Raw genomic sequence first — 24,904 nt, 5'->3', positions numbered from 1 at the left:
CAAACAATGCAAAGAGACACACCATGATCGAGTTGACCCAATCGAACAACCACCACGAAATCCGCGATGCCATCCGCGACCTGTGCGCAGCCTTTCCGGATGAGTATTTCCGCAAGGTGGACGAGGAACGCGCCTACCCCGAGCAGTTCGTCAATGCGCTGACGGAAGCCGGCTGGATGGCGGCGCTGATCCCGCAGGAATACGGCGGCTCCGGCCTGGGGCTGACCGAAGCCTCGGTCATCATGGAAGAGATCAACCGCTGCGGCGGCAACTCCGGCGCCTGCCATGGCCAGATGTACAACATGGGCACGCTGCTGCGCCACGGTTCTGCGGAGCAAAAGCAAAAGTACTTGCCCAAGATTGCGACCGGCGAATGGCGTTTGCAGTCCATGGGGGTGACCGAGCCCACCACGGGCACGGACACCACCAAGATCAAGACCACCGCCGTGAAGAAGGGCGACAAATACGTCATCAACGGCCAGAAGGTGTGGATCAGCCGCATCCAGCACAGCGACTTCATGATCTTGCTGGCGCGCACCACGCCGCTGGCCGAGGTGACCAAGAAAAGCGAAGGCATGTCCATCTTCATGGTGGACCTGCGCGAGGCAGAGAAAAAGGGCATGACCGTGCGCCCCATCCCGAACATGGTCAACCACGAGACCAACGAACTGTTCTTTGAAAACCTGGAGATTCCCGAAGAGAACCTGATTGGCGAAGAAGGCAAGGGCTTTAAATACATCCTCGACGGCCTGAACGCCGAACGCACGCTGATTGCCGCCGAGTGCATTGGTGATGGTTACTGGTTCATGGACCGTGTGACCCAGTACGTCAAAGACCGCGTGGTGTTTGGCCGCCCGATTGGCCAGAACCAGGGAGTGCAGTTCCCGATTGCTGAAACCTTTATCGAACTCGAGGCCGCCAACCTGATGCGCTGGAAAGCGTGTGAGCTGTACGACAAGCACGAGCACATGGGAGCCCAGGCCAATATGGCCAAGTACCTGGCGGCCAAGGCCAGCTGGGAAGCTGCCAATGCCTGTCTGCAATTCCACGGTGGTTTTGGCTTTGCCTGCGAGTACGACGTGGAGCGCAAATTTCGCGAAACACGTCTGTACCAGGTGGCGCCGATTTCGACCAACCTGATCTATTCCTACGTGGCCGAGCACCTGTTGGGTCTACCACGTTCGTTCTAAAAATCGGGGGAATCTGACATGGCAGCCTCTCAACGCCCTCGTCCGCTGGACGGCATTACCGTCGTTTCGCTGGAACACGCAGTTGCTGCACCGTTTTGCACACGCCAGCTTGCCGATCTGGGTGCCCGCGTAATCAAGGTCGAACGCCCTGGCAACGGCGACTTTGCACGCGGCTATGACCAGCGTGTAAACGGGCAGTCCTCACATTTCATCTGGATCAACCGTAGCAAAGAGAGCCTGGCGCTTGACGTCAAACAACCTGCGGCCAAAGCGGCCCTGCTGGAGCTGTTGAAAACCGCCGATGTGCTAGTGCAAAACCTGGCTCCTGGCGCGACGGCACGCATGGGCTTGTCGTACGAGACGCTCAAGGAGCTCAATCCCAAATTGATCGTCTGCGACATCAGCGGCTATGGGGCCGATGGGCCCTACCGCGACAAGAAAGCCTATGACTTGCTGATCCAAAGCGAGGCTGGCTTTTTATCGGTGACCGGCACGCCGGAGACCCCCAGCAAATCGGGCATCTCGGTGGCCGATATTGCAGCGGGAATGTATGCCTACACCAACATCCTCTCGGCCCTGCTACTGCGCGGCAAGACGGGGGCGGGCAGCCACATTGATGTGTCCATGCTGGAAGCCATGGGCGAGTGGATGGGCTACCCCTTGTACTACGCCTACGACGGCGCACCGCCACCACCACGCACCGGAGCTTCCCACGCCAGCATCTACCCTTATGGGCCTTTCCAGGCAGGCGATGGCAAGACGGTGATGCTGGGCCTGCAAAACGAGCGCGAGTGGACGGCCTTCTGCGACACCGTGCTTCTGCAACCCGATGTGGCTACCGACACCCGTTTTGACAGCAATGCTCAGCGCAATGCCAACCGCGAAGCACTACAAGCCTTGATCGTGCAAACCTTTGCCGCACTGACTGCGGCCCAAGTGGTGGAGCGTCTGGAGCAAGCTGGTATTGCCAATGCACGCGTCAACGAAATGGCCGACTTGTGGGAGCACCCGCAGCTGCAAGCACGCCAGCGCTGGCGCACCGTAGGCACACCCCAAGGTGATGTCCCCGCACTGCTGCCGCCCGGAGTGAACAGTGCTTTTGACTACCGCATGGAAGCCGTGCCTGCCGTGGGCCAGCACAACGCCAGCATCCTGGCGGAGCTGGGCTGGAGCGCAGAGCAAATCGCCTCGGTGAATGCATAAATAAAAAGCAGGTAATGCAAGCGCTGCCTGCTCTGGAGACAACCATGAAACAAGACAAACAAGTTGCTGTGCATCCCCTGGCACAGTTTGCCGCCACACTGAAGTGGGACGATGTGCCGGAAGCGGTGCAGTGCAAAGCGGAAGATTTGTGGGTGGACTGGTTTGGCTCGGTGCTGGCCGGGCAAAGTGCCCGCCCGGTGCAAAGCATTGCGCGCTTTGCGCTGTCGCAAGGCCCGGCCCAAGGTCCTTGCGAAGTGATCGGTCAGCGCAGCACCACCTCACCCATGATGGCTGCGCTGGCGAATGCCGCCGCATCGCACGTGGCTGAGCAGGACGATGTGCACAACGGCTCGGTGTTCCACCCTGCGGCCGTGGTGTTTCCACCCACAGTGGCTGTGGCGCAGAGCATTGGTGCCAGCGGTGCACAGCTCATGGCTGCTTGCGTGGCGGGCTATGAAGTCGGCATCCGCGTGGGTGAGTTTCTGGGCCGCAGCCACTACAAAATTTTTCACACCACCGGCACCGCAGGCACGCTGGCAGCGGCCGCTGCCGTGGGCAATTTGCTGGGGCTAACACCCGCCCAAATGCAGCATGCCCTGGGCTCTGCGGGTACACAGGCTGCGGGTTTGTGGGAGTTTTTGCGCACGGCGGCAGACAGCAAACAGCTGCACACCGCACATGCTGCCTCTGCAGGCTTGACTGCAGCGTACCTGGGCAAAGATGGATTCACGGGCGCACAAGACATCTTCACCGGCCCGCAAGGTCTGGCCGCCGGCATGAGCACGGATGCCAATCCCGCAAAACTCACCGAAGGGCTGGGTACGCGCTGGGCCACGGCAGAGACCAGCTTCAAATGGCATGCCTCCTGCCGCCACACCCATCCAGCTGCAGATGCCCTACTGCAAGTCATGCAGCACAACGGCTTGCAGCCTGCCGATTTGGCGCAAGTGACCTGCCATGTACACCAAGGCGCCATCGATGTGCTCGGCCCCGTAGTGAACCCCAGCACCGTACACCAGAGCAAATTCTCCATGGGTACCGTGCTGGGCTTGGCCGCGCGCTTTGGCTTTGCCGGATTGAGCGAATTTGACGCCCACTTTCAGGCCCCGGAAACCGTAGCCTTGCGCGACAAAGTGGTGATGCAGCTGGACCGCGAAGTCGATCAGGCCTACCCCCAGCGCTGGATTGGCAAAGTGACTGTCACCACCACCGATGGCCGCACCCTGCATGGCCGCGTGGATGAGCCCAAGGGCGATCCCGGCAACACCCTGAGCCGTGCAGAAATCACCGACAAAGCCCTGCGCCTGGCGCGCTATGGCGGGGCCGTGGCCGCGCCACAGGCCGAAGCGGCTGTGGCGCGACTGTGGCAGGTGGCGCAATGGCCTCAGATTGGGCGTTTGCTGCCCTGAACGCACGCAGCGAGGGCAGGCGGGGGCCTGCACCCGCGCGGCTTACATCCCATAGAGGGTGCTTCAGCACCCCTCACTTTCACCCTGACAAGGAGACAACCATGACAAAGAGCTACCCACTGGCACGCCGACACCTGATCAGCGCTTGCGTTTTGATGAGTTTGGGCATGGGTTCGGCCATGGCCGACAACTGGCCCAGCAAGCCCGTGACCCTGGTCGTCCCGTATTCCGCCGGAGGCCCCACCGATGTGGTGTCGCGCCTGCTGGCCGTGCCAATGGGCCAGGTGCTGGGCCAGCCCGTGATCGTGGAAAACACTGTCGGTGCGGGCGGCACGATTGCGCCCACCCGTGTCGCCAAATCCAAGAACGATGGCTACACCATCTTGATCCACCACATGGGCATGGCCACCGCTCCGGCACTGTACAAAAAACTGCCCTACGACCCCATCGCAGACTTTGAACCCATTGGCCAGGTGCTGGATGTACCCATGACGCTGCTGTCGCGCAAGGATTTCCCGGCCAACAACTTCCAGGAACTGCAGGACTACGTCAAAAAGAACCCCGACAAAGTGTCCCTGGCCAATGCCGGGATAGGGGCAGTCTCGCAGCTGTGCGGCATGCTGCTCATGCACCAACTGGGAGTGAATCTGACCACCATTCCCTACAAGGGTGCCGGCCCTGCCATGAACGATTTGATGGGCGGCCAGGTGGATTTGCTCTGCGACCAAACCACCCAGACCGTGCCGGTGATCAAGGTCGGCAAACGCGCCAAGGTTTTTGGCGTGACCACGCCCGAACGCCTGGCCTCGCTGCCCGATATTCCCACCTTGGACGAACAGGGTCTGCCAGGCTTTGACGTCAAAGTCTGGCACGGCATGTACGCACCTAAGGGCACGCCTCAGGCCGTGATTGCCAAGATCAACGAAGCCCTGAACGTGGCCTTGCAGGACGACGTCGTCAAAGCCCGCATCAGTGATCTGAGTGCCGACCTGGTCTCGCCCGAGAAAGCCTCGCCCGCAGGCCTGCGCAGCCACCTGGCCGCCGAAGTGCAGCGCTGGGCCAAGGTGATCAAGGAAACCGGGGGGAGCGCGGAATAAGCGCTGCCCCCACCGCACCGCGCAGGGCTGTGCCTCTGCGCGGTTTACGCCGATTTTTCTGCCTGCCACCGAACTGCTGCCATGTCTGATTTGCTGCGCCACGCCTGCTCGTTTCTGTTTGTTCCTGCCTCCCGCCCCGAGCGCCTGCACAAAGCCCTCGCCAGCAGCGCCGACATGGTGATTGCCGACCTGGAAGATGCTGTAGCCCCCGACGACAAAGCCAGCGCACGCACAGCGCTGGCAGCCCTGGTGCCCACACTGGATGCGGCCCAGCGCACACGCCTGCTGGTGCGCATCAACGCAGCGGGCACCGCATGGGTCGATGACGATGTGCACACCGTGGCTACGCTGGTCTCACGCGGTCTGGCTGGCGCCGTGGTGCCCAAAGCCGAATCGCCCGAATACCTGAACCAACTGGCCCAGCAAACCGGTACCGGCTGCGCGCTGGTGGCCCTGATCGAAACCGTGGCCGGCATGGATGCCTTGCCAGCCTTGGCCCGCGCAGCCCAGGTGCAGCGCCTGGCTTTTGGGCATCTGGATTTTCAGGTGGATGCGGGCATGCAATGCGCGCCCGACGAAGGCGAGCTGCTGCCTACCCGCATGGCCCTGGTCATGGCATCGCGCCGTGCAGGCCTGCCCCCGCCCATTGACGGAGTCACGGTGGACACCCAGGACCCCGCACGCCTGCACAGCGACACCGCACGCGCGCTGCGCATGGGTTTTGGCGGCAAGCTATGCATCCACCCCGCACAGCTGGAAGGCGTACACGCCGTATTTGCCCCCGATGCCCTAACCGTAGAACACGCCCAAGCCGTGGTGCAAGCCATGGAGGCAGCCAACGGTGGTGTGTGTGTGGTCAACAGCAAGATGGTCGATGCCCCTGTGCTGCACTTGGCACAGCGCACGCTGCAACGCCATGCTTGGGCCATGCAGCGCAGCTGAACTACAGTGCACGCAGCCTTACAACAAAGCGGCCAACTGGCCGCTTTGTTGCTGTGTACCGCCCCTGAATCAGGGGTACAGGCCACGCGCCTCGCGGGCGTGCAGAATGCGCTTGCAGGCCACGATAAAGGTGGCAGTACGCAGACTGACCTTGTTGTCCTGCGCCACTTGCCACACGGCGGCGAACGCCTCCTGCATGATGCGCACCAGACGGGCGTTGATCTCGTCCTCGCTCCAGAAGAAGCTGGAGAAATCCTGCACCCACTCAAAGTAACTCACGGTCACGCCACCGGCGTTGGCGATCACGTCAGGCAGCACCAGCACGCCCTTGTCGTGGAGGATGTCGTCGGCCTCAGGGGTCGTGGGGCCGTTGGCTCCTTCGATCACCATGCGTGCCTTGATGCGCTCGGCGTTGTCCTTGTTGATCTGACCTTCCAGCGCAGCGGGAATCAGAATGTCGCAGTCCACGGACCAGAAAGCATCCGTATCGATGGCTTCTGCACCAGGAAAGCCTTTGACACCACCGTGTTCACGCACATGCTCCTGCAAAGCAGCGGCATCCATGCCCAGCGGGTTGTAGATGCTGCCTGTGTGGTCCTGCACCGCCACCAGCTGCGCACCTGCTTCTACAAACAGGCGACCAGCAGTGCCACCCACATTGCCAAAGCCTTGCACGGCCACCCGTGCACCCTGTACAGGCAGGCCGATCAGCTTGGCCGCTTCCACACCCACAGTAAACACGCCGCGACCTGTGGCTTCCACACGCCCCAGTGAGCCACCCAGATCAATGGGCTTGCCCGTGACCACACCTGTGGCCGTTGCGCCGGTGTTCATGGAGTAGGTGTCCATCATCCACGACATGATCTGGGCATTGGTGTTCACGTCCGGCGCAGAAATGTCCTTGGTGGGGCCGATAAGCAGACCAATCTCGCTGGTGTAGCGACGTGTCAGGCGTTCCAGCTCACCCTTGGAGAGCTTGCGCGGATCGACACGGATGCCGCCCTTGGCTCCGCCATAAGGCACGTTCACAGCCGCGTTCTTGATCGACATCCAGGCCGACAGCGCCATCACTTCCGACAGCGTCACATCCTGGTGAAAACGCACGCCGCCCTTGCCTGGGCCGCGGCTCAGGTTGTGCTGTACGCGATAGCCCTCGAAGTGAGCGATCGTGCCATCATCCATTTCGATGGGGACATCCACCACCAGAATGCGCTTGGGACGCTTGAGCGTCTCGACCCAGCGGGCCAGAGAGCCCAGATAGGGTGTGACGCGATCGACCTGCTGCAGGTAAGTCCCCCATGGGCCGATCTCATCTGCATTCAGATACGACGGCAAGGCATGCTTGGTCGCCAGGGCGGATTGCTCATACACAGACATATGCACCTCTCGTGAAGAAACCCCTTCCGCTGGTATCTGTGGAGACTGGTGTGCGGCAGCAACACCCACATCCGTCTCCGCAGACACGCTGCTGCCGGAAGTCATGCTGACAGGCTACGCGCAAGCCCTGGTGCTGTCCAACGCCGCCTGTTTCTTCACTTATAAATTTCTTGCATATTCATGCAATGACGGACATCACCACGATATTTCGTACGAGACATACAGCAATTTCTGCAAATTTCATGCAGCGCCATTACGTAACAAACCTTTCCAAGTTCCCACCCCAGATCTGTCTTCTGGGCGGGCAGCACTTGCATTCCTGTCTGCGCTGTGCGGGCACATGCACCCCAGCTTCGCAATGCCGCCAGGTTTTGCCATGATTCGATCTATGTCGACCGAATCCAACAAAGATTGCTCCACGGGCTACTGCTCCACAGGCCCCTCTCCCTTTGCCAACCAGCCCCCGCTGGGCTTGAACCTGCTGGCCAAGGACGACCCTGAAGACATCCTGCCTGACTGGGTCAGGCTCACTCCTGAACTGCCACAGGACTGCTACTCCATTGCCGATGCGCTGTGGTGGAGCCACAAGCTGGGCGAACGCACGGCCAGCGGCGCTGACGTGGCCTATATGCTGCGTGATGCGGCCGATGCACGCGCAGTGCAAAGCGCGCTGGCACTGGTACGTCAGTGGTGGCCTCAGGGTAGCGTGCCCCGCTACTGGAAGTCTGGCGGCCCCGCACGTGATGCCGCGCAGCTGATCCATGCCCCCCTGCCTGAGCCTGGCATCCAGGCCGAAGTGGACACCGCCAGCGCGCCCGCCACCGTCTTCAGCCTGCGTGGCGTGGAAGGCGAAATTGCACTGCGCATTGCACAGAACGTGACACAGGAGCAGGCTGCAACACTCACGCCAGCATCTGCGCGCGAGCTGGTCGATGCCTATGCAGTGGCCATCGAATTTGTAGACAGCCGCTGGCGCGAAGGCCTCCAGGCCCCTGCACTGACGCTGCTGGCTGACGGCCAGTGCCATGGCGGCCTGGCACTGAGCGCCTGGCAAGACTTTGCCCCGCTGCGCGAGCACGACTGGACACAGCAGGTCTGCACGCTGCAGGTCAATGATGGCGAAGCCCAGCGCTTTACCGGCAGCCACAGCCTGCAGGACCCCACCTGGCTGCTGGCGGACTGGCTCAAGCATGTGACGGCCCATTACGGCACGGTCAAGGCCGGCACTGTGGTGACGACCGGCACCTGGACAGGCTGCCCTGAAGTGCAGGCGGGTGACCTGGTCACCGTGTCCTTTGAAGGGCTGGGACAGGTACGCTGGCAGTTCTAAGCCGTACAGATGACGCATCAACAACCAAGGCCGCTTTCGCGGCCTTGGTTGTCTGCAGCACAGCTTTTCAGGCCGCGCGCGGGGTGTTTTTCTGGTGCAGACTCCCCCCCACCGCCGTTGCCGCCCACACGCTCAGTGCCAGCGCAATGCCAGCGCCATAGAACACCTGGCTGTGCAGATGGTGGTCCATCATCCAGCCAAAGATGGGGGCAGCCAGCGCAAAGCCTGAATCCAGGCCTGAATACACGGTGCCGTACACCCGGCCCGTGCTACCTGCCGGTGTGGCGCGCTTGATCAGCATGTCGCGCGAAGGGCCTGCCAGCCCGTGACCAAAACCGGCCACCGATGCCACGACCAGTGCCACCGAACCCGGCAGCCAGCCCGTGCCCACCAGTGCCAGACAGCCTGCAGCCAGCAGCAGGAAGATGGCAATCGTCAGCTCCAGACGGCGCACATACTGGGCCAGAAAGCCACCACCCACCATGCCCACAGCCCCGCAGAGCATGAAGCCTGTGACCACCAGCGCGGTCTGTGTCAGCGGCAGTTCATACATCAGGTTCAGGGCTGTGCTGGCGTAGTTCTGCACGGCACTGAGCCCCACGGTGCTGAAGAAAAAGAAAGCAAAACACAGCCACACCGCTGGCAGCTTCAGATAGGCAAAGGGGCTCTCTTCCACAGCCTCCGCACCGCCCTGGGACGAAGCAGCCTTGGGCGCAGCAGGTACGTCAAAGGCCTTGTCATCCAGCCAGCGGCGGTTGATCAGCATGACCGTCAGCACCACAGCCGCAAACATGGCGCCACAGAAGCAGGCCATCCGCCAGGAGCCTGTGGCCGTGGTAATGCCCATCATGAACACGGGAGCCGCGGCCCAACCCAGATTGCCGGAGATGCCGTGCACGGAATACGCGTGGCCGATGTGCTTGGCTGTGACACGCTTGTTGAGAATGGTGAAGTCCACGGGGTGAAACGGCGCATTGCCCAGCCCCGCAAACAAGGATGCCGCCAGCAGCATGGCGTAGTTCTGGGCCACGGAAGCAATCAGCCCCGCCACCACAAAACTGGTGAGCGCCGCAAACAGCACACGCTGTGCACCCACCTTGTCCACCAGAAAGCCTGAGAGCATCTGCCCCACACCAGAGACCACGTAGAACAGCGACACCATGACCCCGAGCTGTGCATAGCTGTAGTCAAACTCCGCAATCAGCCACGGAAACAGCGGCGGCAGCAGCAGGTGAAAAAAGTGGGAAGAGCCGTGAGCCAGGCCTACCAGGCTGATGGTGCGGATATCGCTGCGCACAGGCGGTGTCGCAGAGGTCATGGAAGCAGTCGTCATGCCGCGCATCTTAGTCAGCGCGACTGCGGCAGGTATGCGATAGTCTGCCAAAAGATCGCGCATATCTGCCAATTCCAGACCATGTCTCAAGCCGCCCCCTCCAGCAGCAATCCACACCGCCATGCACGCACCAGAGCGGCAATTCCGCTGCTCGACCCCATGCTCTATCAACCGCATGCGCAGCGGCCTGTGCGCTCCAAGATGCGCGAGCTGGACAAAGACACCCTGATCATGCCGCACCGCCACGCCTGGGCGCAGCTGGCAATTTCTACGGGCGGGGTCATACGCGTGTCCTTGCCCGATGCCACCTATCTTGTGCCACCGCACCGTGCCGTGTGGGTGCCACCCGGAGTGGAACACGCAGTGACGCTGGTGGAAACGGCACGCCTGTACACGCTGTACTTTCTGCCCGAAGCCTGTGGTGGCGGCGTGCAGGCACGCTGGATGAACGATGCCATCTGGCAGCAATGCCGCGTGCTGGAAGCCTCTGCCCTGCTGCGGGCACTGGTCGTAGAAATGGACACCCGCAGCGATCAGGCGGAGCCATTGACACCCGATTTGCTGGAGCGCGAAACCCATCTGAGCGCCCTGCTGTGCGGCGAAATCCGCCGTGCACCAGTGATTGAGCTGGGGGTACGCCTGCCGCAGGACAAGCGCCTGAAGCACCTGTGCGAAGCCGTGATTGATGACCCCACACGCCATGAGACCCTGGAGCAATGGGCGCTGGACACAGGGGCCAGCCTGCGCACCGTGGCCCGGCTGTTTCGCAGCGAACTGGGCTGCACGTTTACGCAGTGGCGCCAGCAAGTGGTGCTGGCCAAGGCCGTCGCTCTGGCGGCGCGGCGCTTGCCGATTGCCCAGATCGCTGCAGAGCTGGGCTACACCCCCAGTGCTTTTAATGCACTGGTGCGCCGTACCGTGGGTATGAGCGCGACCAGCTTTCTGGGGCAGCAAAAAGGCGCAGCAACAACGCTCTGAAGCGGATCAGCGCGTATTCAGCGACGCTTGGGTGTGCCGCCGGGGCGGCCCCTGCCGGGATACAGGCGCTGGCCATTGACCACAATGCCCTGCGGGCTGGGAGCGAGCATGCCAGCCACTTCATCGGCTTCCACACTTTCGCGGTCTACCTCGGCCAGTGGCGCGCGATAGGCGTAAACCTCACGCCCATCATCGAGCTGATCGATATAGGTTGGTGTGACATCAGGAATCGGAAAATTCAGGCTCACCAGCCATGCGCCTTCACGCATTTCACCGAGGGATTTGACGGCTGCGCGGCTCATGGTCTCAGGCCGCTGGAACAGATAGACCATATCGTAGGCCGACCAGTCCACACCCCACATATCACCACGCCGCACACGCGCCCTGGGGCAGCGCAGCTGGCTCACCCAGCGCAGCGGCCAGCTCCATTCCACGCCATAGACCCTGGCCTGCGGCCATGCGCGGTGCAGCGCCTGCAGGCCATCACCCATGCCACAGCCGGCATCGAGCAGCTTGGCATCTGCGGGCAAAGCAATGTGCTGCGCCAGGCCATCGAGCGCCCCCGCAGGCGTGGGGAAGACTGGCGCATCGCGCCAGGCATTGAGGGGGTAGACCAGCAGCAGCAAGGCCAGTGGAATCAGCCAGCCCCATGCCGGAATCTGGCCTGCCGCCAGCACCAGCCAGGACAGTGGAAAGCCTGCTGCAATCATGCAGCGCCGCCACCAGCCATGGCCCAGCAGGCTGGCCGCAGACCCCAAGGCACAGGCCAGCAGTACGGCACCCCACCAGGGCAGCGTATGGCTGGCTCCCAAAAAAACTGCCCAGGACGCAGCCCAGGTCAACAAAGCGGGCAGCGGCCAGGGCAGCAGTCGAGTCATTTCAGGTTCGTGCCTTAAGCGCGCAGTTTTTCAATCAGCCCATTGAGCTCTTCGAGCGAACCAAACTGGATGGCCAGCTCGCCCATGTCGTGGAACTTGCCGTCGCGCTTGACGCGTTTTTTCACGCGCACTTCGACTTGTGCCATGAGCAGGTCAGACAGCTCTTCTTCCACGCGCAACACATCGCGGGACTTGGCAGCTTTCTGTGCCTTGGCGGACGCTGTGCCATCCGCGCTTTCGGCCATTTTCTTGACCAGGTTTTCTGCCTCACGCACGGACAGTTTCTTGGCGGCGATCTGGTTGGCTGCGTTGATCTGCTCGGCCCGGTCCAGTGCCAGCAGGGCACGGGCATGGCCCATGTCAAGGTCACCTGCCATCAACATGGTCTGCACAGGTTCTGCCAGATTCAGCAGGCGCAGCAGATTGGATGCGGCAGAGCGCGAGCGGCCCACCGCCTGCGCGGCCTGCTCGTGCGTGTAGTTGAATTCCTTGACCAGACGCGCCAGGCCCTGGGCTTCTTCCAGCGGGTTCAGGTCTTCGCGCTGAATGTTTTCAATCAGCGCCATGGCGGCAGCGGCTTCATCGGGCACATCGCGCACCAGCACGGGCACCACCTCCAGCCCCGCCAGCTTGGAGGCACGGAAACGGCGCTCACCGGCAATGATTTCGTACTTGCCTGCATGCTCGCCCTTGGCCAGCCTGCGCACCAGAATCGGCTGCATGATGCCCTGCGCCTTGATGCTCTCGGCCAGCTCATACAGCGCGCCTTCGTCCATGCGCGTGCGGGGCTGGTACTGGCCCGCCACCATTTCCGTCACAGGCAGGGTACTGGGCACATCGGTGCTGACTGCGGCTGCGCTCTCTTCCACCTTGGGGCCTAACAGGGCTTCCAGGCCACGTCCCAGTCCTTTGGGTTTCTTTGTCACCATGGCTTAGTCTTTCATCAGTTGTTGCAGCAGGGCATGACCGGCATCCCAGTCACCCAGCCCGCTGTCGGAATTGATATGGCCGGCATGACCCAGATCCACCAGTTCCGAGCCCCAGGCCTGCGCCATCTGCTGGGCGCGGGCGAAGCTGCAGTACGGGTCATTGCGGCTGCCCACCAGCACGCTGCGAAACGGCAAGCGCTGCAGCATGACGGGCGACCAGCCGGGCAAGATCTGGCGCAGATCTGCCTGCTCCACATCACCCGGTGCGACCAGCAACGCAGCCTTCACCCTGGTTTTGGCCAAGGGTGAATGTGCGGCCCACCAGGCCGCCAGCATGCAGCCCAGGCTGTGCGCCACCAGTACCACGTCACGCTCGCTGTCCAGCACCGCCTCCTGCAGCTGGATGGACCAGTCACCGCGCAGCGGGCGCTGCCAGTCATGCTGCTGCACGCGGGTGTAACCATAGCGCTGTTCCCACAGGCTTTGCCAGTGGCTGGCATCAGAGTTCTGCCATCCGGGCAGCAACAGAACATGGGGGGTGGAGGGGAAAACTGTCACTTTGTATAGCTGCTCGCGCTTGCTGGATCTGCGTTAGAGGTCAATTTGGCTTGCATTACATCTTCTGGATGCGTTTGACCATTTCCTTGGCAAAGTCCACAAAGGCCTTGCTGCCCTTGGCCGAAGGGTCAAACACTACGCCGGGCAGACCATAGCTGGGCGCTTCTGCCAGACGTACATTGCGGGGGATGACGGTGTCAAACACCTTGTCACCGAAATGGGCCTTGAGCTGGTCGCTGACCTGCTGCTGCAGCGTGGTACGGGGGTCAAACATCACGCGCAGCAGGCCAATGATCTGCAAATCCTTGTTCATATTGGCGTGTACCTGCTTGATGGTGTTGACCAGATCGGTCAGACCTTCCAGCGCAAAGTACTCGCACTGCATGGGCACGATCACGCCATGTGCCGCACACAGGCCGTTCAGTGTCAGCATGGACAGGCTGGGTGGACAGTCCACCAGCACGAAGTCAAAGTCCTGGTCTGCGGCCTGAATGGCAGCCTTCAGGCGATCATTGCGGCGCTCCAGCGACACCAGCTCGACCTCGGCACCGCTGAGCTCACGGTTGGAGCCCAGCACGTGGTAGCCGCATTTTTCAGCCAGCACGGCGGCTTCCTTGATCGAAGCCGACTCCAGCAACACGTCATACACACTCAGTTCCAGCGCGCGCTTGTCCACGCCCGACCCCATGGTGGCATTGCCCTGGGGGTCCAGGTCCACCAGCAAGACCCGCTGACCGACTTTGGCCAGACCTGCTGCCAGATTCACTGCTGTTGTTGTTTTACCGACGCCGCCTTTTTGGTTGGCAATACAGAAAATTTTGGCCATGAGAAATCGCTGGTGAACGGCGCGTAGCGCCTGAAAAGAAAACACGCTGTGAGCACGGCATGTGCTGCTGGCACACAAAGCAAAAAGGCCCAGCGAAACCGCTGAGGCCTTTCAATGTGGGCACTGGTGCGTGCCCTGTGGAGGTGTACGGTCTGCCCACACTGAAAACTCTGAGTGCAAGACCCGAGTTTATGCGAGGGCGCAGCCGCTCGCATATTCAATGTGTGTCAGCGACGGGTTTCGCCCACACAATGCAGCGCTCGGCATCCAGGCCAGGCACCTGCAATGGTTCCACGTGAAACACTTGCACGCCTTTGCCCAGGGCGTCGATCTCGTCCTGAGGGTGCTTGCCCTTCATGGCAAACCAGATGCCGTTGTCTGCAATCGCACGGCGCGACCAGGTGGTGAAGTCAATCAGCGACGCAAAGGCGCGGCAGCTCACCACCTCGTAAGGCCCCTTGAGTGTTTCCACGCGCGCGTGGATGCCCTTGAGGTTGGGCAGCTTCAGGCTCACGGCCGCCTGCTGCAGGAAGGCCGCTTTCTTGGCCACGGTATCCACGCAGTCAATATCGACTTCGGGGCAGCAGATGGCAAACACCACACCGGGCAGACCACCACCAGAACCGACATCCAGCTGGCGCGTGTGTTCGCCGGCAGCCTTGCCCAGCGAAGCCACATGGCGCTGCAGCGCAGGCACGGCCGCCAGGCTGTCCAGCATGTGCAGCGACACCATTTCCTGCGGATCACGCACGGAAGTGAGGTTGTAGACTTTGTTCCACTTTTGCAGCAGGTCCAGAAAATCCATGAGCTTGTCGAACTGCTCCACGCTCAGGTGCAGGCCGAGCTGGGCCGCACCCTGCTCCAGTTGCTGGCGCAGATCGCTCATTCGGAAGCCTCCTTGGCGGCAGCGGTAAAGCCGCGGAAGCCGCCCTTCTTCAGGTGAATCATCAGCAGCGAGATGGCCGCGGGTGTCACACCGGAAATGCGCGATGCCTGACCCAGTGTCTCAGGGCGGTGCTTCTGCAGCTTCTGGCGCACTTCAATCGACAGGGCCGAGACCTGCATGTAATCCATGTCGGCAGGCAGGTGCAGGGTTTCATAGTGTGCAGCACGCTCCACTTCTTCCTTCTGGCGGTCGATGTAGCCAGAGTACTTGGCGGCAATCTCTACCTGCTCCACCACATCGGCATGCAGATCACCCAGCGTTTCACGTGAAACAATTTCGGACTGGTACTTGCCTTCGTTCATGGATACCAGCGCGTTGTATTCCACACCGGGACGGCGCAGCAGATCAAACAGGTTGTATTCGTGCTCAATGTTCTTACCCAGCACACGTTCTGCTTCTGCCGCAGGCAGATTGCGTGGATGCACCCAGGTGGACTTCAGGCGCTCTGTTTCACGTGAAACAGCATCGCGCTTGCGGTTGAACATATCCCACTGTTCATCACCCACCACACCCAGTTTGCGGCCAATTTCGGTCAGGCGCATGTCTGCATTGTCTTCACGCAGCTGCAGGCGGAACTCTGCACGGCTGGTGAACATGCGGTAAGGCTCGGTCACACCTTTGGTAATCAGGTCGTCTACCAGCACGCCCAGATAGGCTTCGTCGCGGCGGGGCGTCCATGCTTCCATGTCACGTGCCTGCAGACCAGCGTTGATGCCGGCGAACAGTCCCTGGGCCGCAGCTTCTTCATAGCCGGTCGTACCGTTGATCTGGCCCGCAAAGAACAGTCCGTTGATCTGGCGTGTTTCAAAGCTGGACTTCAGGCCACGGGGGTCAAAGTAGTCATACTCAATCGCATAACCGGGACGCAGGATGTGCGCGTTCTCCAGACCCTTCATGGAACGCACCAGCGCCAGCTGAATATCAAAAGGCAGGCTGGTCGAGATACCGTTGGGGTAGAACTCGTGCGTGGTCAGGCCTTCGGGCTCCAGGAAGATCTGGTGGCTGTCCTTGTCCGCAAAGCGGTTGATCTTGTCTTCCACGCTGGGGCAGTAGCGAGGGCCAACGCCTTCGATCTTGCCGGTGAACATGGGGCTGCGGTCAAAACCGCTGCGGATGATTTCGTGCGTACGCTCGTTGGTATGTGTAATCCAGCAAGGCATTTGCTGGGGGTGCATGGCGGCATTGCCACGGAAGCTGAACACCGGAATCTGGCCCTCGTTGGGGCCACCTGGCATACCGTCACCGGGCTGCACTTCGCACTGCGCAAAGTCGATGGTGCGTCCGTCAATACGTGGGGGTGTCCCCGTTTTCAGACGGCCCTGTGGCAGCTTGAGTTCTTTCAGACGTGCAGACAAAGTCACCGCTGGAGGATCTCCCGCACGGCCTGCTGCGTAGTTGTCCAGGCCCACGTGAATCTTGCCGTCCAGGAAAGTACCTGCGGTCAGCACCACGGTCTTGGAGCGGAACTTCAGGCCAATCTGCGTGACGGCACCGACGACGCGGTCGCCCTCGACCATCAGGTCATCGACCGCCTGCTGGAACAGCCACAGATTGGGCTGGTTCTCCAGCATCTCGCGGATGGCTGCCTTGTACAGAATACGGTCTGCCTGCGCACGTGTGGCACGCACGGCTGGGCCCTTGGAGCTGTTCAGGATGCGGAACTGGATACCGCCCTTGTCCGTGGCCAGCGCCATGGCACCGCCCATGGCATCCACTTCCTTGACCAGATGGCCCTTGCCGATACCACCAATCGATGGGTTGCAGGACATCTGGCCCAGGGTTTCAATGTTGTGGGTCAACAGCAGGGTTTGGCAGCCCATACGGGCTGCAGCCAGCGCCGCTTCGGTGCCAGCATGACCGCCGCCAACGACGATCACATCAAATTCTTGGGGGTACAACATGGGTTCTCTCAACTCCGTCGCAGGCGGCTTCTGCGCCCTGCGCAGCCGTTCGGGTGCGCGATGTGTGCGCCCGCGCAGCTCGCAATTTTTCAGGCGCAGGCAAAACCCTGAATTTTCCCACCCTTTCCCCATCTTGTCTTTGGCCCTTTCATCCACATGTTCAAGCAGCTGAGGCAGCATGTGCAATGTCTGTGGCATGCCTGTCCATGCACTCTCCAGCCCTCATGAAAGGATGAAAGAACTATGAAGCTTTATTACAGCCCCGGAGCCTGTTCGCTGTCGCCCCATATCGTGGCCGAAGAAGCTGGCCTGCCCTGTGAGTTCATCTTGGTCAGTACCAAGAGCCACAAGCTGCAGGACGGCACCGACTTCTACAGCATCAATCCGCTGGGCTATGTGCCTTTCCTGGTGCTGGACGATGGCCAGACACTGCGCGAAGGCCCCGTGATCGTGCAGTACCTGGCAGACCAGGTACCCGAGAAAAAGCTGCTGCCCGCCGTCGGCAGCATGGAGCGCTACCGCGTGCTGGAGTGGCTGAACTTCATCGGCACCGAGCTGCACAAGAGCTTTGGCCCCCTGTTCAAGCCCGGCACACCCGAGGACTACAAGCCTTCCGTGCGCGAAGCGCTGCGCGGCCGCTTTGAGTGGGTGGAGCAGCAGCTCGCAGGCAAGGACTACCTGATGGGCGAGCAGTTCACCGTGGCCGATGCCTACCTGTTCACCGTCAGCGGCTGGGGCAAGTTTGTAGGCCTGGATCTGAGCGATCTGCCCCACCTGCAAGCCTATCTGGCACGCGTAGGCAGCCGCCCTGCCGTGCAGGCCGCGCTGCGTGCTGAAGGTCTGCTCAAGTAAGCAGACCCGGCAAGCCTCAACAACACAAACATCAGAAAAAACGGGCTTCCTTCTGGAAGCCCGTTTTTTTATGTGATGTATCTAAAAATATAGCTGCTTGCGCTTGTAGTTCCTTGATTTTAAATAGATAAATATCTGAAAGCTTTGATTTTCAAGCGCTGGCAGCTACTGTTTTTATTGCAGCAATGCCTGCTCCTGTCTGTCACGCAGCTGTGCCATGGCCACAGCAGGCTGCACGCTGTGTGGCGCAGGGACGGAGCGCTGGTAGGCGTGCAGCTGCACTGCCTGCTGCAGCAGGCGGAACTGCTGCACCATTTCGCCCAGGCGCGCAGCCTGGCCCTTGAGCGAATCTGCCGCTGCAGCCGATTCTTCCACCAGCGCGGCATTTTGCTGGGTCATGCGGTCAATGTCGTTGACAGCCTGGTTCAGCTGCGCAATGCCGCGTGACTGCTCGCCCGATGCGGCCGTGATCTCGGCAATCACATCACTCACGCGCTGAATGCTCTGCACCACATCCTGCATGGTGCGGCCTGCCGCTTCTACGTTCTTCACGCCACCATTGACCGCGCCCGTGCTGCTTTGAATCAGCTGCTTGATTTCGCTGGCCGCCTGGGCACTGCGCCCTGCCAGCGCACGCACTTCGCCCGCCACCACGGCAAAGCCTCTACCCTGCTCACCGGCGCGAGCGGCTTCCACGGCGGCATTCAGGGCCAGGATATTGGTCTGGAAGGCAATGGTGTCGATCAGGCCGATGATGTCGCCAATCTTGCGGCTGGTCGTGGCAATTTCTTCCATGCTGTGCACCACCTGCTCTACCACGGCACCGCCCTGCGAAGCCGTCTGCGAAGCCGATGCCGCCAGCTGATTCGCGACCTGCGCCGACGATGCCGTCTGCTGCACCGAGGCCGTGAGCTGCGTGAGCGAGGCCACGGTCTGCTCCAGATTGCCCGCCGTCTGCTCGGTACGCATCGACAGGTCGCTATTGCCCATGGCAATTTCGCTGGTCGCCGTTTCAATGCTGTGGCTGGCATCGCGCAGCCCGCCGACCATGCTGTTCAGATTGGCCTGCATGGTCTGCAGAGCGCGCTGCAGCGCTGAGACCTCATCCTTGCCCACCACATGCAGCTGCTGCGTCAGATCGCCCTGAGCAATCGCATCAGCCAGCTGCTTGGCATCACGCAAAGGGCGGCAGATGGAAATCATGTTGAGCAGCGTCAGCGGCGCCACCACCACCACCGTCACGACCAGGGCCAGCGCAAACAGCCACTGTGTCTGCGATGCCACGGCGCTGCCGCTGTCCTGTGCGGCCTGCGCCTGCTGCTGCAGCAGCTGTGCAAAGGTATGCAGCTGCTGCTCGGCCACCTCATAGGCCTGCTTGGCCTTCTGGCCCACACGCTGCGCCACAGTGGCACTGTCATAACCACTGGCCAGCAGCTGGCGTGCCACGGGTGCAAAAAATTCTTCGTACTGCTGCAAAGACAGCTGCAGCTGCTGCAGGGCTTCACGCTCCTGCGGCGATGCCTGCTCGGCCAGCACCTGGCTGTCTGTCAGCACGGTCTGCAGCCCAGCTTTCCAGCGCTCATGCGTCTGCGCCAGCTGTGCGGGCTGCTCGTACTGGATGATCATGTCCTTTTCCAGCGCCTGCACCCGTGCCATGCCTTCCTGGACTTTGGACAGCTGCCCGGTCTGCTGGAAAGGCCCATTCAAAAAGCTCTGGTTCAGCGCATGAATGCGGAACATGCCAAACATGCCAGCACCACCCAGAATGCCCAGCAATACCAGCACCACCACAATGGCGCCAATCATGCGGGTCCTGATGGTGAACAGGCGCAACAATCCAAACAGATCCATGATCTGAAATCCTCCCATGGCTTGCCAGAGCCCATGGCTCCAGCGTCAGATTCAAGCTGTGTCTCTGCCCATGCCCGATGGCACAGCACGGTAACAATTTGTAGAGTGTGCCAGACATGGTGCACAACCCATGCTTAAGGAAATCCCTTTGAGGGCTTTATTGCAAGAATTGTGCTGCCCACACTGTTTCACATGAAACACATACTGCCCGGCGCAGTACAGTTACACCATTTCCCGAAATCAAGGAGTTGCTATGGAACACGTTTTTCAAGTCAGTGGTATGACCTGCGGCCACTGCGAACGCGCAGTGCAAAACGCCATTGCTGAAGTGGATGCACAGGCCCAGACCAGCATCGATCGCGCCAGCGGCAAGGTGGTGGTGCAAAGTGAAGCTTCCCGCGAAGCACTGAGCCAGGCCATACAGGAAGAAGGCTATACCGTCGCCTGAGGTGGCCAGCAGGCGTCAGCCCCGGTGCTGGCTGCGCCTGCTGCGATGAAAGCAACAGGCCTGTCTCCCACAGGCTAGGCAGCGGAAAGCGTGCTGCGCACAATGGTGTGGACACTTCATCCACAACAATGGGAGACAAGGCATGAGCACCCGTGAGATTTTTGTCGTCAGCGCTGCACGTACCGCCATCGGCACCTTTGGCGGCAGCCTCAAGGACGTACCCAACACCCAGCTGGCCACCACCGCCGTCAAGGCCGCCATCGCACGCGCAGGCATTGCGCCAGACATGGTGGGCCATGTGGTCATGGGCAATGTGATTCCCACCGACACCAAGGACGCCTACCTCTCGCGCGTTGCCGCGATTGACGCAGGCTGCCCCATCGAGACCCCGGCTTTCAACGTCAACCGCCTCTGCGGCTCGGGCCTGCAGGCCATTGTTTCGGCCGCGCAGGCGATTGCACTGGGCGACTGTGATGTCTCCATCGGCGGCGGCTCCGAATCCATGAGCCGCGGCCCCTACTTCGACACGGCTGCCCGCTGGGGCGCGCGCATGGGCGACGCCAGAAGCATTGACTACATGCTCGGCATCCTGCACGACCCCTGGCAGAAGATTCACATGGGCATCACCGCCGAAAACGTGGCAGAGCGCTACCGCATCAGCCGCCAGCAGCAGGACGAGCTGGCCGTGCTGAGCCAGCAGCGCGCCGCCGCAGCCATTGCGGCAGGCTACTTCCAGGAACAGATCGTGCCCGTGGAAATCCAGACCCGCAAAGGCACGGTAGTGTTTGACACCGATGAGCATGTGCGCGGCAGCACCACGCTGGAAGTGCTCAGTGGCATGAAGCCTGCCTTCAAGAAGGAAGGCGGCACCGTCACCGCAGGCAATGCTTCGGGCCTGAACGATGGTGCAGCAGCCGTCACATTGGTTGCGGGTGAGCGTATCGCATCGCTGGGCGTCAAGCCCCTGGCCCGGCTGGTGGGTTATGCCCATGCCGGGGTAGATCCTGCCTACATGGGCATTGGCCCCGTGCCCGCCACACAGAAGGTGCTGGCACGCACAGGGATCAAACTGGAGCAGATTGACGTGATCGAGGCCAACGAGGCCTTTGCCGCCCAGGCCTGCGCTGTCATTCAGGAGCTGGGGCTGGACCCCGCCAAGGTCAACCCCAATGGCTCGGGCATCTCACTGGGCCACCCAGTGGGTGCCACTGGCGCCATCATCACCACCAAGGCCATTTACGAGCTGCACCGCACCGGCGGCCGCTATGCGCTGGTGACCATGTGCATTGGCGGTGGTCAGGGCATTGCCGCCATTTTTGAGCGCGTCTGAGCACAGCGTTTTTGGGCATGAAACAGGGCTGGCCTCCGCAAGGGGCCAGCCCTTTTGTCTTAGCGCAGGAAGTGCACAGAATGCGCCTCTAGACTACAGCCAGCAGTCTGGTTTTCCATTGAGATACACGGCTTACTCTTGTTTCAGAATTTCACACTTTTATGTTTGCTGCGCGCCCCGATCTGTTCACCGCCCTTGGCCTGACCGCCGTTTCCGCTTTTGTCACGGCGTGGATGCTCTGGGCACTGGGGCGACAGCACTGGAGACAGGGCACAGGCCTGGCCGTGCTGGCCGCCCTGCTCGATGGTGCCGCCTACACCTGCTGGACCCTGCACATGCTGCTGGGCATGCCGGCACTGAAGATCGCAGCCGCTGCCCTGCTGAGTGCTGGCCTTTCTGCCTTTACGCTGGCGCTGGACACCTACCCCAGCTGGCGGCATCGCTGGCACCGCCTGGCCATTGCCCTGATTCCGGTCTGCCTGGTACTGGTGGCCGGCCTGTGGCAGGCACAGAACATGGTGCGCTTTGAGCAGCTCTATCTGGGTCTGGCACTGGTACAGACCATGTATCTGCTGGGGGCCACGACTGGCGTCTACCGACACACACCAGGCCGTGGCTGGAAATGGATGAGTGCGGCCACCAGCTTGCTGCTGCTCGCCGTGCTGGTCCTGCTGGATATCCACCACGAAACCATGCTCCCATGGAGCCAGTACACGAACAGCATGGGCCTGCTGCTGGCGGTGCTGTGCAGCATCCCACTGATAGCCCGCAGCATGCTGGCCACAGGCTTTGTGCTCATGCAGGTCGATCGTGAATCCGCCACCACGCTGTCCAGAACCCAGCTCGATGCACTGACCCAGCTGCCTAACCGCGCAGCCCTGATTACCTATCTGCACCAGAAGATGACATGGGCTGCACAGCACCGCCAGCCTCTGGCCCTGATGGTGCTGGATATCGACCATTTCAAGAGCGTGAATGACAGCTACGGCCATCTGGTGGGCGACAAGGTCATTCAGAGCGTGGCGCGCACCCTGTCCCTGCAGGCACGTTCCAGCGACTTTGCCGCGCGCTACGGTGGCGAAGAGTTTGTGATGGTGCTGCCCGGCACCCATGCACGCGACGCATTTCACCTGGCCGAACGCCTGTGTCAGGCCATACGCAAAGTACCGCTGACGCTGGCAGACGGCCAGGAGCTGCACATCAGCATCAGCATTGGCGTCTATGTAGATACTCCCTCCCCCGGCAGCCAGTGGGAACGCTGGATGGGAGCGGCCGATGAGGCCATGTACACCGCCAAGCGCAACGGGCGCGACCGCGTCTACATGTCTGCGCCTGTGCAGGCCATGCATGCGCCGTCAGCGCACAGCTTCTGAGCGTTTCACGCGCCACCTGCGATAGAGACAAAGCGCAAAGCCTTGGCCGCACTCACCGTACGCCAAGGCTTTGCAACGATGCTGCCAGGGGCAGACCTTAAAACGGCGCTGCGTCAGGTTCCGTATCTACAGGTGCTGTCGCTGGGCCGGTCATGGCTGCGTTGATGGCATTGCCCACCTCGCTGCGGCCCTCGCCACCCAGGGCTTCGATGAGATCCGGAATCAGCTTGGACAGCTCACCCGTGGCAATGGCCACATCGGTGTCAAAGCCGCCTTCATCGCCAGCCTGATCGAGCACCGTGTCAGTGAAAGCAATCTTTTTGATCTGCAGGCTGTCAGCCAGGATGAAGCTCACGCGGTCATCCCAGGTCATGGCCAGCTTGGTGGGCAGCTTGCCCTGCTGCACATGCAGGCGCACTTCTTCGATATCGAGCGGGTGGCGGGCATAGCGCACCACCGCCTTGGATTCATCAGCAGCCTTGAGCTCGCATTCACGGTCAATCGAAAAGCCCGCAGGAGCCTCCTGTGACAGTAACCAGTGCGCCATGGCAGCCTGGGCGCTGGTCTGGGTATCAAGCAAGGCCACACCAAAGCCCTGCAGGCTTTCTACCAGCAGTGTCACCACCTCATCGGCCTTGCCCTGTGCACCTGTATCCAGCACCAGGAACTTGGCCTGAGGGTCTATCCAGACCCACATGCTGGACTGTTTGGTAAACGCCATGGGCAGCAGATCCAGCTTGGCCTCATCCTTGAGGTCACGCTTTTCCTTTTTGCCGGGCTTGCGGCCAAACTCCTTTTCAATCGCATCGGCCTTTTCCTGTACCTTGCGGTTGAGCACGCTGGCGGGCAGCATCTTGCTCTCGCTCATGAAGCGCAGCATCCACTGCCCTCCCACACTTTCAGCCAGAGCGCCATGGGCTTCACCACGCGGTGGCACCCAGCCCATGGACTTTTCCTGTGTTGCACCACAAGGCACAAAAGGCGTCTTCTGCAGCGCCTCTTCCAGTTGCTCCAGCGAGCCCTCCCATTGCGCCGCAATGCGGTACACGATCATGTTCTTGAACACGCAGCCACCTTCTCTTTCATGATTTAGACCCGCCCACACCACGTCGTGACCGTGCGGTGCACCAGCGGTACAAGATTCTCAAAATTCTGTAGCTGCCAGCGCTTGCTACATAAGCGCTAGAGGCCAAAAACATTCAAATTTTTCAGCCACAGACAGACACAGCTTTGTATTACTTTACACAGCAGCAGCAAAGCCTCACGAAGGGCTTACACAGAGTCCTCACACTGGCATCCATGGACACAGCAATCGCTGGTCTTTTCCTCCACTGACAAGAAAGGAACTTGTGATGCAACGCTTCCAACGAACATTTGCTACCGCCATCGCCGCTGCCGCCCTGCTGGGCACCGCTGCTTTCAGCGCACACGCACAGCCCCAGACCGCCGCTGCACCTGCTGCACAGACAGCGCCCGCCCATGCGCACAAAGCCCAGAAAGTAGATCTGGCCCAACGTCATGCGCAGCGCATGGATCACCTGAAAACGGTTTTGCAGATTCAGCCCAGCCAGCAGGCTGCCTGGGACAAATACGTCAAAGCCATCACACCTGAGCCACGCGCCAAGGCCGACCGTCAGCAACGCCCAGACCTGCGCAAGCTGAGCACACCAGAACGTCTGGACCTGGCACAACAGCTGCGCAAGGAGCGCAATGCCAAAGCAGAACAGCGCGAGCAGGCCACACGCAGCTTCTACGCCAGCCTGAACCCCAGCCAGCAAAAGGCATTTGATGCCATCAGCGCCCAGCGCCACAGCAAGTCTGCCAAACACAAGGAAGGGCATGGCAAGCGCCTGGACGATCACCGTGGCCCACGCCACCATGGCGCAATCGCTGCCCCGACAACGGCAGTGCAATAAGCCCCTCACACCCGTATTTCCTCTCCTCGGGTTCTTCACAAGCAGGCGTAACGCCTGCTTTTTTTCGTCTTCACGAAAAGCTTTTTTCACTGTGCACAGCAGCAGATGGAAATACGCCCTGGTGTGAACAGAAGATCTTTTCTGCCAAGCACTTGCTGGATATCCCCCCGCCGCCGCCTCCAACACGGCAAAGCGAAAACCGGCTCAGATGCTTGCCTGTACTGCCTTCAAAGCTCT

The 24,904-nt window shown here is 61.1% G+C and carries 22 protein-coding genes; 12 read left to right on the top strand and 10 right to left on the bottom strand.

The features are described 5' to 3' along the window. The first annotated feature begins 23 nt into the window (after positions 1-23). The 5 genes from F7P80_RS09750 to F7P80_RS09730 all read left to right on the top strand — a co-directional run bounded on the left by F7P80_RS09750 (position 24) and on the right by F7P80_RS09730 (position 5,841). Entirely contained in the window at positions 24-1,190 is a 1,167-nt protein-coding gene (locus F7P80_RS09750; RefSeq protein ID WP_054067899.1) for an acyl-CoA dehydrogenase family protein, read from the top strand. Between the two features lie 18 nt (positions 1,191-1,208). Beyond that, positions 1,209-2,393 (top strand): CaiB/BaiF CoA transferase family protein, encoded by a 1,185-nt coding sequence (locus F7P80_RS09745; RefSeq protein WP_054067898.1) that lies wholly within the window; start codon positions 1,209-1,211, stop codon positions 2,391-2,393. A gap of 44 nt (positions 2,394-2,437) precedes the next feature. Then, positions 2,438-3,802: an MmgE/PrpD family protein gene (locus F7P80_RS09740; RefSeq protein ID WP_151044376.1), complete on the top strand. Its 1,365-nt coding sequence runs from the start codon at positions 2,438-2,440 to the stop codon at positions 3,800-3,802. Positions 3,803-3,957: 155 nt separating this feature from the next. Next, positions 3,958-4,899: a tripartite tricarboxylate transporter substrate binding protein BugD gene (locus tag F7P80_RS09735; protein WP_249041437.1), complete on the top strand. Its 942-nt coding sequence runs from the start codon at positions 3,958-3,960 to the stop codon at positions 4,897-4,899. Positions 4,900-4,980: 81 nt separating this feature from the next. Beyond that, positions 4,981-5,841, top strand: a complete 861-nt coding sequence (locus F7P80_RS09730) for an HpcH/HpaI aldolase/citrate lyase family protein (RefSeq protein ID WP_151044372.1) — start codon at positions 4,981-4,983, stop codon at positions 5,839-5,841. Positions 5,842-5,910: 69 nt separating this feature from the next. On the opposite strand, the gene F7P80_RS09725 is transcribed toward F7P80_RS09730, so the two are convergent. Then, a complete protein-coding gene (locus tag F7P80_RS09725; RefSeq protein ID WP_151044548.1) occupies positions 5,911-7,218 on the bottom strand; it encodes a Glu/Leu/Phe/Val family dehydrogenase in 1,308 nt (435 codons plus the stop codon). Positions 7,219-7,594: 376 nt separating this feature from the next. On the opposite strand from F7P80_RS09725, the gene F7P80_RS09720 reads away from it, so the two are divergent. Continuing rightward, a complete protein-coding gene (locus tag F7P80_RS09720; protein ID WP_249041429.1) occupies positions 7,595-8,548 on the top strand; it encodes a fumarylacetoacetate hydrolase family protein in 954 nt (317 codons plus the stop codon). Between the two features lie 67 nt (positions 8,549-8,615). Here the strand turns inward: F7P80_RS09720 and F7P80_RS09715 are convergent, their stop codons facing one another. Then, entirely contained in the window at positions 8,616-9,881 is a 1,266-nt protein-coding gene (locus F7P80_RS09715) for an MFS transporter (RefSeq protein ID WP_151044368.1), read from the bottom strand. A gap of 81 nt (positions 9,882-9,962) precedes the next feature. On the opposite strand from F7P80_RS09715, the gene F7P80_RS09710 reads away from it, so the two are divergent. Beyond that, positions 9,963-10,859, top strand: coding sequence for a helix-turn-helix domain-containing protein (locus F7P80_RS09710; RefSeq protein WP_054067895.1), 897 nt, complete (start codon positions 9,963-9,965; stop codon positions 10,857-10,859). 17 nt (positions 10,860-10,876) lie between these two features. Here F7P80_RS09710 and F7P80_RS09705 read toward each other — a convergent pair whose 3' ends face one another. The 6 genes from F7P80_RS09705 to mnmG form a co-directional block, all read right to left on the bottom strand. Next, a complete protein-coding gene (locus tag F7P80_RS09705) occupies positions 10,877-11,737 on the bottom strand; it encodes a class I SAM-dependent methyltransferase (RefSeq protein WP_249041428.1) in 861 nt (286 codons plus the stop codon). Between the two features lie 14 nt (positions 11,738-11,751). Next, positions 11,752-12,666, bottom strand: a complete 915-nt coding sequence (locus F7P80_RS09700; RefSeq protein WP_151044366.1) for a ParB/RepB/Spo0J family partition protein — start codon at positions 12,664-12,666, stop codon at positions 11,752-11,754. Between the two features lie 3 nt (positions 12,667-12,669). Continuing rightward, the gene (locus F7P80_RS09695; RefSeq protein WP_151044364.1) at positions 12,670-13,224 is read right to left on the bottom strand and encodes an RBBP9/YdeN family alpha/beta hydrolase; all 555 of its coding nucleotides are present in this window, start codon (positions 13,222-13,224) and stop codon (positions 12,670-12,672) included. Between the two features lie 55 nt (positions 13,225-13,279). After that, on the bottom strand, positions 13,280-14,050 hold the full coding sequence (locus F7P80_RS09690) for a ParA family protein (RefSeq protein WP_054067892.1): 771 nt from the start codon (positions 14,048-14,050) through the stop codon (positions 13,280-13,282). A gap of 217 nt (positions 14,051-14,267) precedes the next feature. After that, a complete protein-coding gene (rsmG, locus tag F7P80_RS09685) occupies positions 14,268-14,936 on the bottom strand; it encodes a 16S rRNA (guanine(527)-N(7))-methyltransferase RsmG (RefSeq protein ID WP_151044362.1) in 669 nt (222 codons plus the stop codon). Continuing rightward, positions 14,933-16,897, bottom strand: coding sequence for a tRNA uridine-5-carboxymethylaminomethyl(34) synthesis enzyme MnmG (gene mnmG / locus F7P80_RS09680; protein ID WP_151044360.1), 1,965 nt, complete (start codon positions 16,895-16,897; stop codon positions 14,933-14,935). Before mnmG ends, rsmG begins: the two co-directional genes overlap by 4 nt. 243 nt (positions 16,898-17,140) lie before the next feature. Between mnmG and gstA the strand changes: the two genes are divergently transcribed. Next, positions 17,141-17,749: a glutathione transferase GstA gene (gstA, locus tag F7P80_RS09675; protein WP_151044358.1), complete on the top strand. Its 609-nt coding sequence runs from the start codon at positions 17,141-17,143 to the stop codon at positions 17,747-17,749. 174 nt (positions 17,750-17,923) lie between these two features. Here the strand turns inward: gstA and F7P80_RS09670 are convergent, their stop codons facing one another. Beyond that, on the bottom strand, positions 17,924-19,600 hold the full coding sequence (locus F7P80_RS09670) for a methyl-accepting chemotaxis protein (RefSeq protein WP_151044356.1): 1,677 nt from the start codon (positions 19,598-19,600) through the stop codon (positions 17,924-17,926). Positions 19,601-19,853: 253 nt separating this feature from the next. Here F7P80_RS09670 and F7P80_RS09665 point away from each other — a divergent pair, with 253 nt between their 5' ends. The 3 genes from F7P80_RS09665 to F7P80_RS09655 all read left to right on the top strand — a co-directional run bounded on the left by F7P80_RS09665 (position 19,854) and on the right by F7P80_RS09655 (position 22,751). Next, complete coding sequence (locus F7P80_RS09665) at positions 19,854-20,048, top strand: heavy-metal-associated domain-containing protein (RefSeq protein WP_054067888.1); 195 nt, start codon at positions 19,854-19,856, stop codon at positions 20,046-20,048. Positions 20,049-20,190: 142 nt separating this feature from the next. Next, on the top strand, positions 20,191-21,378 hold the full coding sequence (locus F7P80_RS09660; RefSeq protein ID WP_151044354.1) for an acetyl-CoA C-acyltransferase family protein: 1,188 nt from the start codon (positions 20,191-20,193) through the stop codon (positions 21,376-21,378). Between the two features lie 161 nt (positions 21,379-21,539). Next, a complete protein-coding gene (locus F7P80_RS09655) occupies positions 21,540-22,751 on the top strand; it encodes a GGDEF domain-containing protein (protein ID WP_054067886.1) in 1,212 nt (403 codons plus the stop codon). Between the two features lie 97 nt (positions 22,752-22,848). On the opposite strand, the gene F7P80_RS09650 is transcribed toward F7P80_RS09655, so the two are convergent. After that, positions 22,849-23,817 (bottom strand): recombination-associated protein RdgC, encoded by a 969-nt coding sequence (locus F7P80_RS09650; protein ID WP_151044352.1) that lies wholly within the window; start codon positions 23,815-23,817, stop codon positions 22,849-22,851. A 286-nt stretch (positions 23,818-24,103) separates the two neighbouring features. Here F7P80_RS09650 and F7P80_RS09645 point away from each other — a divergent pair, with 286 nt between their 5' ends. Continuing rightward, on the top strand, positions 24,104-24,667 hold the full coding sequence (locus tag F7P80_RS09645; RefSeq protein ID WP_151044350.1) for a Spy/CpxP family protein refolding chaperone: 564 nt from the start codon (positions 24,104-24,106) through the stop codon (positions 24,665-24,667). Positions 24,668-24,904 lie beyond the last annotated feature (237 nt).

This window comes from Comamonas kerstersii, assembly GCF_008801935.1.
Classification (GTDB): Bacteria; Pseudomonadota; Gammaproteobacteria; order Burkholderiales; family Burkholderiaceae_C; genus Comamonas; species Comamonas kerstersii.
The sequence above is the reverse complement of the archived record's forward strand: the minus strand, read 5'-3'. Positions and strand labels throughout refer to the sequence as shown.

Bases quoted from the DNA above. Each gene is read 5' to 3' on its own strand.
- F7P80_RS09740 (WP_151044376.1), top strand. From the start codon at position 2,438: ATGAAACAAGACAAACAAGTTGCTGTGCATCCCCTGGCACAGTTTGCC.
- F7P80_RS09720 (WP_249041429.1), top strand. From the start codon at position 7,595: ATGATTCGATCTATGTCGACCGAATCCAACAAAGATTGCTCCACGGGC.
- F7P80_RS09715 (WP_151044368.1), bottom strand. From the start codon at position 9,881: ATGACGACTGCTTCCATGACCTCTGCGACACCGCCTGTGCGCAGCGAT.
- F7P80_RS09725 (WP_151044548.1), bottom strand. From the start codon at position 7,218: ATGTCTGTGTATGAGCAATCCGCCCTGGCGACCAAGCATGCCTTGCCG.
- F7P80_RS09665 (WP_054067888.1), top strand. From the start codon at position 19,854: ATGGAACACGTTTTTCAAGTCAGTGGTATGACCTGCGGCCACTGCGAA.
- rsmG (WP_151044362.1), bottom strand. From the start codon at position 14,936: ATGAGCGATCTGCGCCAGCAACTGGAGCAGGGTGCGGCCCAGCTCGGC.
- F7P80_RS09750 (WP_054067899.1), top strand. From the start codon at position 24: ATGATCGAGTTGACCCAATCGAACAACCACCACGAAATCCGCGATGCC.
- F7P80_RS09670 (WP_151044356.1), bottom strand. From the start codon at position 19,600: ATGGATCTGTTTGGATTGTTGCGCCTGTTCACCATCAGGACCCGCATG.
- F7P80_RS09705 (WP_249041428.1), bottom strand. From the start codon at position 11,737: ATGACTCGACTGCTGCCCTGGCCGCTGCCCGCTTTGTTGACCTGGGCT.
- F7P80_RS09645 (WP_151044350.1), top strand. From the start codon at position 24,104: ATGCAACGCTTCCAACGAACATTTGCTACCGCCATCGCCGCTGCCGCC.
- F7P80_RS09660 (WP_151044354.1), top strand. From the start codon at position 20,191: ATGAGCACCCGTGAGATTTTTGTCGTCAGCGCTGCACGTACCGCCATC.
- gstA (WP_151044358.1), top strand. From the start codon at position 17,141: ATGAAGCTTTATTACAGCCCCGGAGCCTGTTCGCTGTCGCCCCATATC.
- F7P80_RS09730 (WP_151044372.1), top strand. From the start codon at position 4,981: ATGTCTGATTTGCTGCGCCACGCCTGCTCGTTTCTGTTTGTTCCTGCC.
- F7P80_RS09710 (WP_054067895.1), top strand. From the start codon at position 9,963: ATGTCTCAAGCCGCCCCCTCCAGCAGCAATCCACACCGCCATGCACGC.
- F7P80_RS09690 (WP_054067892.1), bottom strand. From the start codon at position 14,050: ATGGCCAAAATTTTCTGTATTGCCAACCAAAAAGGCGGCGTCGGTAAA.
- mnmG (WP_151044360.1), bottom strand. From the start codon at position 16,897: ATGTTGTACCCCCAAGAATTTGATGTGATCGTCGTTGGCGGCGGTCAT.
- F7P80_RS09655 (WP_054067886.1), top strand. From the start codon at position 21,540: ATGTTTGCTGCGCGCCCCGATCTGTTCACCGCCCTTGGCCTGACCGCC.
- F7P80_RS09745 (WP_054067898.1), top strand. From the start codon at position 1,209: ATGGCAGCCTCTCAACGCCCTCGTCCGCTGGACGGCATTACCGTCGTT.
- F7P80_RS09735 (WP_249041437.1), top strand. From the start codon at position 3,958: ATGAGTTTGGGCATGGGTTCGGCCATGGCCGACAACTGGCCCAGCAAG.
- F7P80_RS09700 (WP_151044366.1), bottom strand. From the start codon at position 12,666: ATGGTGACAAAGAAACCCAAAGGACTGGGACGTGGCCTGGAAGCCCTG.